Origin of the sequence: Streptomyces sp. NPDC088810, from assembly GCF_044750305.1 — a bacterium.
Lineage (GTDB): Bacteria > Actinomycetota > Actinomycetes > Streptomycetales > Streptomycetaceae > Streptomyces.
Window position 1 is genome coordinate 12,116 of record NZ_JBIVJQ010000001.1, and the last position, 10,843, is coordinate 22,958.

The 10,843-nt window shown below is 70.4% G+C and carries 10 protein-coding genes; 6 read left to right on the forward strand and 4 right to left on the reverse strand.

Translation table 11 applies throughout. The annotated features are described in order from the left end of the window. Positions 1 to 67 precede the first annotated feature (67 nt). The 3 genes from ACIP4Y_RS00060 (at position 68) to ACIP4Y_RS00070 (ending at position 2,893) form a co-directional block, all read left to right on the forward strand. The gene (locus tag ACIP4Y_RS00060; RefSeq protein ID WP_401385691.1) at positions 68 to 937 is read left to right on the forward strand and encodes a ComF family protein; all 870 of its coding nucleotides are present in this window, start codon (positions 68 to 70) and stop codon (positions 935 to 937) included. Between the two features lie 313 nt (positions 938 to 1,250). Beyond that, the gene (gene hpf, locus ACIP4Y_RS00065) at positions 1,251 to 1,943 is read left to right on the forward strand and encodes a ribosome hibernation-promoting factor, HPF/YfiA family (RefSeq protein WP_401388582.1); all 693 of its coding nucleotides are present in this window, start codon (positions 1,251 to 1,253) and stop codon (positions 1,941 to 1,943) included. Between the two features lie 203 nt (positions 1,944 to 2,146). Continuing rightward, the gene (locus ACIP4Y_RS00070; RefSeq protein ID WP_401385693.1) at positions 2,147 to 2,893 is read left to right on the forward strand and encodes a response regulator; all 747 of its coding nucleotides are present in this window, start codon (positions 2,147 to 2,149) and stop codon (positions 2,891 to 2,893) included. Positions 2,894 to 2,915: 22 nt separating this feature from the next. Here ACIP4Y_RS00070 and ACIP4Y_RS00075 read toward each other — a convergent pair whose 3' ends face one another. Further along, a complete protein-coding gene (locus ACIP4Y_RS00075) occupies positions 2,916 to 4,091 on the reverse strand; it encodes a winged helix-turn-helix domain-containing protein (protein WP_401385695.1) in 1,176 nt (391 codons plus the stop codon). Positions 4,092 to 4,159: 68 nt separating this feature from the next. After that, positions 4,160 to 4,729 carry a GNAT family N-acetyltransferase gene (locus tag ACIP4Y_RS00080; protein WP_401385697.1) on the reverse strand — a complete coding sequence of 190 codons (570 nt, stop codon included), beginning with the start codon at positions 4,727 to 4,729 and terminating at the stop codon, positions 4,160 to 4,162. A gap of 253 nt (positions 4,730 to 4,982) precedes the next feature. Here ACIP4Y_RS00080 and secA point away from each other — a divergent pair, with 253 nt between their 5' ends. Beyond that, positions 4,983 to 7,793 carry a preprotein translocase subunit SecA gene (secA, locus tag ACIP4Y_RS00085; RefSeq protein ID WP_358637115.1) on the forward strand — a complete coding sequence of 937 codons (2,811 nt, stop codon included), beginning with the start codon at positions 4,983 to 4,985 and terminating at the stop codon, positions 7,791 to 7,793. A 158-nt stretch (positions 7,794 to 7,951) separates the two neighbouring features. Here the strand turns inward: secA and ACIP4Y_RS00090 are convergent, their stop codons facing one another. After that, positions 7,952 to 8,431, reverse strand: coding sequence for an Rv3235 family protein (locus tag ACIP4Y_RS00090; protein WP_401385699.1), 480 nt, complete (start codon positions 8,429 to 8,431; stop codon positions 7,952 to 7,954). Positions 8,432 to 8,765: 334 nt separating this feature from the next. Here ACIP4Y_RS00090 and ACIP4Y_RS00095 point away from each other — a divergent pair, with 334 nt between their 5' ends. After that, positions 8,766 to 9,278 (forward strand): DUF6912 family protein, encoded by a 513-nt coding sequence (locus tag ACIP4Y_RS00095; protein WP_358637119.1) that lies wholly within the window; start codon positions 8,766 to 8,768, stop codon positions 9,276 to 9,278. Positions 9,279 to 9,335: 57 nt separating this feature from the next. Continuing rightward, positions 9,336 to 10,004, forward strand: a complete 669-nt coding sequence (locus ACIP4Y_RS00100) for an HAD family hydrolase (RefSeq protein WP_401385702.1) — start codon at positions 9,336 to 9,338, stop codon at positions 10,002 to 10,004. A 20-nt stretch (positions 10,005 to 10,024) separates the two neighbouring features. On the opposite strand, the gene ACIP4Y_RS00105 is transcribed toward ACIP4Y_RS00100, so the two are convergent. Beyond that, complete coding sequence (locus ACIP4Y_RS00105; RefSeq protein ID WP_401385704.1) at positions 10,025 to 10,591, reverse strand: DJ-1/PfpI family protein; 567 nt, start codon at positions 10,589 to 10,591, stop codon at positions 10,025 to 10,027. Positions 10,592 to 10,843: the final 252 nt, after the last annotated feature.

A 10,843-nucleotide genomic window follows, 5' to 3' on the forward strand; every position in this document is an offset into this window, starting at 1 on the left:
GGGGTTGTCCACAGGGCGTTGTCCACAGGGGTGGCCGGTCGGCGGCGGCGTCGGCACAGTGGTGGTCATGCGGGGGTGGTGGCAGGACCTCACCGACCTGGTGCTGCCGGCCGACTGCGCGAGCTGCGGTGCACCTCGTACGGTGCTCTGCGCACGGTGCCGGGCCACGCTCGACGCGGGGGTGCCCCGGCGGGTGCGGCCGGTGCCGGAGCCGGCCGGGCTGCCGGTGGTGCACGCGGTGGCTCCCTACGCGGCGGAGGTGCGCGCGCTGCTGCTCGCGCACAAGGAGCGCGGCGCGCTGGTCCTCGCGGGAGTGCTGGGCAGGGCACTGGCGGGGGCCGTCCGGGCAGGCCTCGGCGAAGGCGGTGCCGGCGCCGGGAGGTCCGGTTCGCCGGGGCGCGGGTCCGTGCTGCTGGTTCCCGTGCCCTCCGCCCGGTGGGCCGTGCGGGCGCGGGGGCACGATCCGGTGCGCCGGATGGCGCTCGCGGCGGCCGGAGAGCTGCGGCGCACCGGGACACCCGCCCGGGTGACGGCCGTGCTGCGGCAGCGGCGGGCCGTGGCGGACCAGGCGGGGCTGGACGCCCGGCAGCGCCTGGAGAACCTCGCCGGGGCGCTGGAGGTCAGCCCGGGTGGTGGCCGGCTGCTCGGCGCGGGACGCGTGGTGCTCGTCGACGACCTGATGACGACGGGCGCCAGTCTCGCGGAGGCGGCGCGGGCCCTGCGGGAGGCGGAGGTATCCGGTCCCGATCGCAGGACGGTCGTGTATGAGGCGATAACTCGGGAAGGTAGGGGGGAACGACGGATCGGTGTACGACAGGAGAGGAGCGAGTGGGTGCACAGTGCACCGGAAAAGGCGGTCCCGAACGCCGTCGGCCGGATGCTCCGTGCCGCAGTGATCGCCGCTCCTCGCGATTCTTTCGAAATAAACAGGAACTGAACGTCAACTTGCATCGTTGCAGGTGGTGAGAGCCGCAATTCGGCTGAACGGAGGTACGCCGCAGTAGAGGGTGACGACATCCGTCCGGGCGAGATATGTTCGGGTGTGAGGAAAGGTGCAGGCCAGGCCTCGCATATCCGAATGCCGTGCTGTGGGTTTTTCCGCAATCACCCGCAGCGGTGGGGTGCAGATCTCGCCCATGGGGGAGGAGGAGGTGGAAGTCACCGAGTCCGAGGTCCGGTGATCACCGGACCTGGTGCGAAAGGGAGATGCTCCGCCGATGCAGCGGAGCGATCCGGGAACGGAGTTCTGCGTGGACATCGTCGTCAAAGGCCGCAAGACCGAGGTGCCCGAGCGGTTCCGCAAGCACGTGGCCGAGAAGTTGAAGCTGGAGAAGATCCAGAGGCTCGATGCCAAGGTGATCAGCCTCGACGTCGAGGTGTCCAAAGAGCCGAACCCCCGACAGGCCGACCGCTGTGACCGAGTGGAGATCACGCTCCGCTCCCGCGGTCCGGTGATCCGGGCGGAGGCAGCGGCCAGCGATCCGTACGCGGCACTCGACCTGGCGGCGGAGAAGCTGGACGCCCGGCTGCGCAAACAGCATGACAAGCGGTTCTCGCGACGAGGCGCGCGCCGGATCTCGGCGGCAGAGGTCCCCGACCACGTCCCGGACGCGGCGACACTGAACAGCAACGGCCTCCCCGTCCACGAGGAGGAGACGGACGGAGTGCCGACCAAGAAGATCGGCTCGCTGGAGATCAAGGGTGAAGGCCCCCTCGTCGTCCGCGAGAAGACGCACGTCGCCGCTCCGATGAGCCTCGACCAGGCCCTCTACGAGATGGAACTGGTCGGCCACGACTTCTACTTGTTCGTCGACTCCGAGACGAAGGAACCGAGCGTCGTCTACCGGCGACACGCTTACGACTACGGCGTGATCCACCTCAGCACGGACCCGATGGTCACCGAGGCGCAGGCCCCCGCGGCGGGTGGCACGCTGGGCGGCTGACCCGCCCGGCTGAAGCTGAGCCGGTGCCCCTGGAGCGTGTGTGCGCCCCCAGGGGCACCGGTGTGCGACCACTTCGCGCCCCGCACGTCACCTCCGTGTCGTCCGGGCATGAAATCATGGCCGCACCGGCCCAACCGGTGGGCCGCTGCCTTGGGTTGGCGATGGCACAGGACCACAGGCCACAGCCTTCAGGGGGAGGAACGATGGCGGACACCTTCGGACCGATGCGGGACGGGGACGCCGACGACGATGTCATCGGCATGGGCCCGGATGCGGACCCGTCGCGCAAGGAGCCGATCAGGGTCCTGGTCGTGGACGACCACGCCCTCTTCCGGCGCGGCCTGGAGATCGTGCTCGCGGCCGAGGAGGACATCCAGGTCGTCGGCGAGGCGGGCGACGGGGCCGAGGCCGTCGACAAGGCCGCCGACCTGCTGCCCGACATCGTGCTGATGGACGTCCGCATGCCCAAGCGCGGCGGGATCGAGGCCTGCACCTCCATCAAGGAGGTCGCCCCCAGCGCCAAGATCATCATGCTGACGATCAGCGACGAGGAGGCCGATCTCTACGACGCGATCAAGGCGGGCGCGACCGGATATCTCCTCAAGGAGATCTCGACCGACGAGGTGGCCACCGCCATTCGCGCGGTGGCCGACGGACAGTCGCAGATCAGTCCCTCGATGGCGTCGAAACTCCTCACCGAGTTCAAGTCGATGATCCAGCGCACCGACGAACGCCGGCTGGTGCCCGCGCCCCGGCTGACCGACCGGGAGCTGGAGGTCCTGAAACTCGTCGCCACGGGCATGAACAACCGGGACATCGCCAAGGAGTTGTTCATCTCCGAGAACACCGTGAAGAACCACGTCCGCAACATCCTGGAGAAGCTGCAGCTGCACTCCCGGATGGAGGCCGTGGTCTACGCGATGCGGGAGAAGATCCTCGAGATCCGCTAGCGCCCGACCGGTCCGGCGGCGCCTATCCGAGGAGACCGGCGAGTTCCCGGGTGAGGGGCTCGCGCAGCTCGGGTGCGTCCACGCGCTCGACACGGACGTTCGTGCAGTTCACCCAGGTCGCCGCCTCCGCCAGGGCCTCGGCGACCCCCCGGACGGCCTTCGGGCCGTCCAGGGCGACCTGCTTGGCCACCAGCGTGCGGCCCTCCCGCGCCGGGTCGACACGCCCGACCAGCCGGCCGCCGGCGAGCACCGGCATCGCGAAGTAGCCGTGGACCCGCTTGGGCTTGGGGACGTACGCCTCCAGCCGGTGGGTGAAGCCGAAGATCCGCTCGGTGCGCGCCCGCTCCCAGATCAGGGAGTCGAACGGCGACAGCAGCGTGGTGCGGTGCCTGCCGCGCGGCGGCGTCGCCAAGGCGGCCGGGTCCGCCCAGGCCGGCCTGCCCCAGCCCTCGACCTCGACCGGCACCAGCCCCGAGTCCGCGATCACCGCGTCGACCTGCTCGGCCTTGAGGCGGTGGTAGTCGGCGATGTCCGCGCGCGTGCCGACGCCCAGCGACTCGCCCGCCAGCCGGACCAGACGGCGCAGGCACTCGGTGTCGTCCAGTTCGTCGTGCAGCAGCGCCTCAGGAACGGCGCGCTCGGCAAGGTCGTACACGCGCTTCCAGCCGCGCCGCTCCACGCACACCACCTCGCCGTACATCAGCGCACGCTCCACGGCGACCTTCGTGCCCGACCAGTCCCACCAGTCGTTCGTCTTCTTCGCGCCGCCCAGCTCCGTGGCGGTCAGCGGGCCCTCCGTGCGGAGCTGCTTGATGACCTGGTCGTAGGTGCCGTCGGGGAGTTCGTGGTGCCAGTGCGGGCGGTTGCGGTAGGCACGGCGGCGGAAGGCGAAGTGCGGCCACTCCTCGATGGGGAGGATGCAGGCGGCGTGCGACCAGTACTCGAAGGCGTGGGCGTCCGTCCAGTACGCGGCCTCCACGGCCTGGCGGCCGACCGCGCCCAGCCGGGCGTACGGCACGAGCTCGTGGGAGCGGGCCAGGACGGAGATCGTGTCGAGCTGCACCGCGCCGAGGTGGCGCAGCACCCCGCGGACGCCCGCGCGCCGGTCGGGCGCGCCGAGCAGGCCCTGGGCCCGCAGGGCGATCCGGCGGGCGTCGTCCGCGGTGAGGGTGGTGGTGGGGCGCGGAAGGGTCGTCATGCCTCGGACGATAGAGGGTGCCACTGACAGTCCGCGGCGAGGCTGGGAATTCACCACGGGGGCCGGGCTCAGGCTCGCGCGGGCAGGTACGGGGCCGTCGACGGCAGGCCGAGGTCCGAGGGGAGCAGGGAGCCGACCCAGCAGTCCCGGCGCACCCCCTTGTTGTTGATGCCGGAGCGCAGGGTGCCCTCGATGGTGAAGCCCGCGCGTTCCGCCACCGCGCGCGAGGCGTGGTTGCCGACCTCGGCCCGCCATTCGACACGGTCGACACCGACCTCGGTGAAGATCCACCGGCAGGCGGTGAGCGTGGCTTCCACGACATACCCGCGGCCACGGTGCTCCTTGGCCGCCCAGAAGCCGACCTCGGCCGTGCCCAGCGAGCGCATCGTGAGGGCGAGCATGCCGGCCAGCTCCCCGTCGGCGAGGAAGACGCCGAAGGTGAACATCGACCCCTGCGCCCAGCCCTCGGGGACGATCTGCTCCGTGAAGCCGATCGCGTGCTCGGGCAGATAGGGCGAGGGAACCGTCGTCCAGCGCTGGATGTCGGAGTCCTGCGCGGCCTTGTACACCGCGTCGGTGTCGGCGGGGCCGACCGAGCGGAGCAGGAGGCGGCCGGTGGTGAGCGTGACGGGTTCCATCGCCCGATTCTGCTCGGCTCGCCCGTACGGGGCCATGGATTTTCGCGATGCGTGAGCACGCGATCACATTTCGCGTAATTCCTTGCGTCGATGCGGCACTATCCGGATGGACCGTCCGTTGTCCCGGGTGAAGCAGCCGTCGGGCCGCCAGGCCTCCCGGCGCAGCCGGGTCCTCGCATACGATGGCCGTTGCTCAGTACGTCAGAAGGAAAACCGACCGTCCCAGGCCCGACCGGCAAGGAGACCAGCCCCCGTGTCCGTCCTCTCGAAGATCATGCGTGCAGGCGAAGGCAAGATCCTGCGCAAGCTGCACCGCATCGCGGACCAGGTCAACTCCATCGAAGAGGACTTCGTCGACCTCTCCGACGCCGAGCTGCGGGCCCTCACCGAGGAGTACAGGCAGCGCTACGCCGACGGTGAGAGCCTGGACGACCTGCTCCCCGAAGCGTTCGCCACGGTGCGCGAGGCCGCCAAGCGCGTCCTCGGCCAGCGGCACTACGACGTGCAGCTGATGGGTGGTGCCGCGCTCCACCTCGGCTATGTGGCCGAGATGAAGACCGGTGAGGGCAAGACACTCGTCGGCACGCTGCCCGCGTACCTGAACGCCCTGTCCGGGGACGGCGTCCACCTCATCACGGTCAACGACTACCTGGCCGAGCGCGACTCCGAGATGATGGGCCGCGTCCACAAGTTCCTGGGTCTGAACGTCGGCTGCATCCTGGCCAACATGACGCCGGCCCAGCGTCGCGAGCAGTACGCGTGCGACATCACCTACGGCACGAACAACGAATTCGGCTTCGACTACCTGCGCGACAACATGGCGTGGTCGAAGGACGAACTGGTGCAGCGCGGCCACAACTTCGCCATCGTCGACGAGGTCGACTCCATCCTCATCGACGAGGCCCGTACGCCGCTGATCATCTCCGGCCCGGCCGACCAGGCCACCAAGTGGTACGGCGACTTCGCCAAGCTGGTCACCCGCCTCAAGCGCGGCGAGGCCGGCAACCCGCTCAAGGGCGTCGAGGAGACCGGCGACTACGACGTCGACGAGAAGAAGCGCACGGTCGCCATCCACGAGTCCGGCGTCAGCAAGGTCGAGGACTGGCTGGGCATCGACAACCTCTACGAGTCGGTGAACACCCCGCTGGTGGGCTACCTGAACAACGCCATCAAGGCGAAGGAGCTCTTCAAGAAGGACAAGGACTACGTCGTCATCGACGGCGAAGTCATGATCGTCGACGAGCACACCGGCCGTATCCTCGCCGGCCGCCGCTACAACGAGGGCATGCACCAGGCGATCGAGGCGAAGGAAGGGGTGGACATCAAGGACGAGAACCAGACCCTCGCCACGATCACCCTGCAGAACTTCTTCCGCCTCTACAAGAAGCTCTCCGGCATGACCGGTACGGCGATGACCGAGGCCGCCGAGTTCCACCAGATCTACAAGCTCGGCGTGGTCCCGATCCCGACCAACAGGCCGATGGTCCGCAAGGACCAGTCGGACCTGATCTACCGCACCGAGGTGGCCAAGTTCGAGGCGGTCGTGGACGACATCGCCGAGAAGCACGAGAAGGGCCAGCCGATCCTCGTCGGCACGACCTCCGTCGAGAAGTCGGAGTACCTCTCGCAGCAGCTCAGCAAGCGCGGCATCCAGCACGAGGTGCTGAACGCCAAGCACCACGAGCGTGAGGCGCAGATCGTCGCCCAGGCCGGCCGCAAGGGCGCCGTGACGGTGGCCACCAACATGGCCGGCCGTGGTACGGACATCAAGCTCGGCGGCAACCCCGAGGACCTCGCCGAGGCGGAGCTGCGCCAGCGCGGCCTCGACCCCGAGGAGCACATCGAGGAGTGGGCCGCGGCCCTGCCGGCCGCCCTGGAGAAGGCCCAGCAGGCCGTGAAGGCGGAGAAGGACGAAGTCGAGCAGCTCGGCGGGCTCTACGTCCTCGGCACCGAGCGGCACGAGTCGCGGCGGATCGACAACCAGCTGCGCGGTCGTTCCGGCCGTCAGGGCGACCCGGGTGAGTCCCGCTTCTACCTGTCCCTCGGCGACGACCTGATGCGCCTGTTCAAGGCCCAGATGGTCGAGCGCGTGATGTCGATGGCCAACGTGCCCGACGACGTGCCGATCGAGAACAAGATGGTCACGCGCGCGATCGCGTCCGCGCAGGCCCAGGTCGAGACGCAGAACTTCGAGACCCGCAAGAACGTCCTGAAGTACGACGAGGTGCTCAACCGCCAGCGCGAGGTCATCTACGGCGAGCGCCGGCGCGTGCTGGAGGGCGAGGACCTGCACGATCAGATCCGGCACTTCATGGACGACACGATCGAGGCGTACATCCGCGCCGAGACCTCCGAGGGCTTCCCCGAGGACTGGGACCTGGACCGGCTGTGGGGCGCCTTCCGGCAGCTGTACCCGGTGAAGGTCACCATCGAGGAGCTGGAGGAGGCGGCCGGCGACCGGGCCGGTCTGACCGCCGAGTTCATCGAGGAGTCCATCAAGGAGGACATCCACGAGCAGTACGAGGCCCGTGAGGCGCAGCTCGGCTCCGAGATCATGCGTGAGCTGGAGCGCCGGGTCGTGCTGTCGGTCCTGGACCGCAAGTGGCGCGAGCACCTCTACGAGATGGACTACCTCCAGGAGGGCATCGGCCTGCGCGCGATGGCGCAGAAGGACCCGCTGGTCGAGTACCAGCGCGAGGGCTTCGACATGTTCACCGCGATGATGGACGGCATCAAGGAGGAGTCCGTCGGCTACCTGTTCAACCTGGAGGTCCAGGTCGAGCAGCACGTCGAGGAGGTCCCGGTCGAGGAAGCCGAGCCGGTGGGCGAGGGCGTGCAGGACACCGTGCCGGCGCAGGCGGGTGCGCGTCCTGAGATCCGCGCGAAGGGGCTGGACGTTCCGCAGCGGCGGGATCTGCACTTCTCCGCGCCGACGGTGGACGGTGAGGGCGGCATCGTCGAGCGTGACCTGGAGGACGAGGAGCCGGTGCGGTCCGAGTCCGACGGGCTGACCCGGGCGGAGCGGCGGCGACAGGCCAAGGGCGGGCGTCGCCGCAAGAAGTAACGCCGGCGGCGTGCGGAAGGGCCGGGTTCCCTTGGGGAGCCCGGCCCTTCCGCGTGCCGTGCGGCGGGCTTGACGGGTGCCCCGTGCCACGACGTGCCCGCATCCGGACGGCGCCCCCCTGCACGCCCGTCTCCGCACCCCGACGGGCGGCGCCAGTGTTACGACGGGCCCGCTTCCACTGCTGTGCAGCGCCAGCGGAGGTCCTTGCCGCGTTCCAGCCGGAACGCCATGGCGCGGAGTTGGTCGCCGGCGGCGATACGGGCGAAGACCTCGAGGGCGCCTTCGCTGGGGACGTAGTAGCCGATGTCGTGGACGAAGGGGCGGGGGCCGAGGGTGCGCAGGGGGCTTCGTTCGGCGAGGCGGGCCAGGTCGTCGTAGGCGCGGCCCGCTGTGTGGCGGAGCATCCAGTGGACGGGGCGCTGGCCGCTCAGGACGGCCAGCAGACGGTCGGCGAAGAGGTCGGTGGGCCGGGGCTGCCGCAGGGCCGCTGCGGGCAGCGTACGGGCCGTCTCCGGCCGTGTGGCCGTCGGCCGGCTGGGCATGCGGGGCGGGGCGCCGCCGGGTCGGCGGGAGTCGCGACGGGTCGGCGGGCGGTGCCGCGGGCGGGGCTGGGCGGTACGGCTCATGACCTTGGTCATGGAGGTCCCCGTTCGGCGGGCCCGGGGATACCGGGCGGTAACTAGCTGGTGGGGATCTTGTACGGGGTGCGGGAGGCGTCGGCAAGGAAGGCGCGGCCGGCGGGAGAAGGGCCGGAACGTTCACCTATCCGAGGGACGCGGGGTGCCCGGAAGCCCGTGAGCAAGCGGGGGGAGAGGGTGAATTCCGGGCCCGGAGTCGACGCTTCCACGGGTGTGGGCAGGGGCTCGAAAGGGGACGGGCGCACGTATCCTGAAGACCCTTCGGGAGACGCGCCAGCCGCCCTCCCCGGGGCCCAGCGGAGCCTTCGACCAGGAACAGGAAAGAGCGGCCAGCATGCGCGTCTACGTCCCCCTGACCCTCCCCGCTCTCGCCGAGGCGTACAAGACGGGAGAACTGGGGAGCGGCTCCCTCGTCGCGTACGCCGTCACGCCCGCGCTCCGCGAGTGGTACCTCTCCGAGGACATCGAGGAACTGGAGTACGCGGCGCTCAGCCGGGCCGCGCTGGCCTCGCTGCGGCTGCTGGCGGCGGACCCGGACGCGGTACGGCGCCGGGTCGTGGTCGCCGTGGACGTGCCCGACCGTGCCGCGAGCGTCGACCCGGACCGCGGGCTCGAACCGTCCGCCCTCGGCGAGGTCACCGTGACGGCGGCGGTGCCGCTCGCGAAGGCGGCCGCCGTGCACGTCGACGCCGAGGACGCGGAGCCGGACGTGGCCGCGGCGGCGGACGCGCTGGAGGCGGCGGACGGCGGGGACGACGACGCGCAGTTCGTCGTGGACGGGGCGGACGACCACGAGCTGCTCTGGTACGCCACGCAGGAGATCCCCAACCTCGTCGGGCTGGGCTGACCTGGTCCGATCCGAGTGGCGCCTTGATTGTCAGTGGGGGCGGGTACGGTCTTGGACATGGGGATGCACGGAAGCGCGCACATCGTCTGGGACTGGAACGGGACGCTGTTCCACGACAATGACGCGATCATCGGGGCGACGAACGCGGCCTTCGCCGAGCTGGGGCTCGCGCCGATCACACTGGAGCAGTACCGGACGCTGTACTGCGTGCCGGTGCCGAAGTTCTACGAGCGGCTGCTCGGCCGGCTGCCGACCGACGCCGAGTGGGAGCTGATGGACGGGGTCTTCCATCGGTACTACGCCGAGCACCGGGTGCGGTGCGGGCTGACCGAGGGGGCCGAGGAACTGCTCCTGGGGTGGCGGTCGGCGGGGCACAGCCAGTCGCTGCTGAGCATGTACGGGCACGAGGAGCTGGTGCCGCTCGTGCGGGGCTTCGGGATCGAGGCGCACTTCATACGGGTCGACGGGCGTACGGGGCCGTCCGGCGGCAGCAAGGCCGAGCACATGGTGCGGCATCTGGAGGCGCTGGCGGGGGTGGTGGCGCCGGAGCGGACCGTGGTGATCGGGGACGCGGCGGACGACGCGGTCGCCGCGCGGTATGTGGGGGCGCAGGCCGTGCTGTACAGCGGGGGGTCGCACAGTCGGGAGAGTCTGGAGCACGTGGGGGTGCCGGTGGTGGACACGCTGGCTGACGCGGTGGCCGAGGCGTGGAGGATGGCGGCGTAGCCCTGGGCTCTCCGGAAACCTCAGCTCGCCGGTGCCTTGGAGCGGAGCACCTTCAGGAACTCGCGCATCCAGGCCGGGTGGTCGGGCCAGGCGCGGGAGGAGACGAGGGTGCCGTCGACGACCGCCTCGGTGTCCTGGAAGCCCGCTCCGGCCGACTGCATGTCCGGCTCCAGCGCGGGGTAGGCCGTGACCCGGCGGCCCCGGAGGGAGTCGATCGCTGCGGTCAGCAGCGGGCCGTGGCAGATCTGGGCGACCGGCTTGTCCGCGTCGAAGAAGGCCTTGAGGATCTTGCGGAGTTCGGCGTCGTTGCGCAGGTACTCGGGGGCGCGGCCGCCGGGGATGACGAGGGCCGCGTAGGCCCCCGGGTCGACCTCGGAGAAGGCCAGGTCGGCGGGCCAGGTGTAGCCGGGCTTCTCGGTGTAGGTGTCGTAGCCGGGCTCGAAGTCGTGGACGACGAAGCGGAGGGTCTTGCGGGTGGGGGCCGCGATGTGGACCTCGTAGCCCTCCTCCAGCAGTCGCTGGTAGGGGTAGAGGACCTCCAGGGACTCCGCTGCGTCGCCGGTGACGATGAGGATCTTGGTGGGCATGTCGGCTCCTCCGGTCGTACTCCGGGCGGCGGGTGGGACTCTGGGCACCGTGCCCCCGCCGGGCGCGCTTGCCAAGAGGGCCCGGTTGTTTTTCAGGGTGCCGCCGCGGGCGCGGGGACGCGACCGGGTGACCGAAGACCGGGCCAGGTTCCAGGTCCGGGCGCCGGTGCGCGGTGCCTGGTTCCCGGTTCGGAGCGGTGCCCAGCCCTTCGCTCGGATACGCCACCCGCTCCCACCCCGCCGCTGTGCAGA

Bases quoted from the DNA above. Each gene is read 5' to 3' on its own strand.
- ACIP4Y_RS00060 (WP_401385691.1), top strand. From the start codon at position 68: ATGCGGGGGTGGTGGCAGGACCTCACCGACCTGGTGCTGCCGGCCGAC.
- ACIP4Y_RS00070 (WP_401385693.1), top strand. From the start codon at position 2,147: ATGGCGGACACCTTCGGACCGATGCGGGACGGGGACGCCGACGACGAT.
- ACIP4Y_RS00075 (WP_401385695.1), bottom strand. From the start codon at position 4,091: ATGACGACCCTTCCGCGCCCCACCACCACCCTCACCGCGGACGACGCC.
- ACIP4Y_RS00080 (WP_401385697.1), bottom strand. From the start codon at position 4,729: ATGGAACCCGTCACGCTCACCACCGGCCGCCTCCTGCTCCGCTCGGTC.
- ACIP4Y_RS00090 (WP_401385699.1), bottom strand. From the start codon at position 8,431: ATGACCAAGGTCATGAGCCGTACCGCCCAGCCCCGCCCGCGGCACCGC.
- ACIP4Y_RS00095 (WP_358637119.1), top strand. From the start codon at position 8,766: ATGCGCGTCTACGTCCCCCTGACCCTCCCCGCTCTCGCCGAGGCGTAC.
- ACIP4Y_RS00100 (WP_401385702.1), top strand. From the start codon at position 9,336: ATGGGGATGCACGGAAGCGCGCACATCGTCTGGGACTGGAACGGGACG.
- ACIP4Y_RS00105 (WP_401385704.1), bottom strand. From the start codon at position 10,591: ATGCCCACCAAGATCCTCATCGTCACCGGCGACGCAGCGGAGTCCCTG.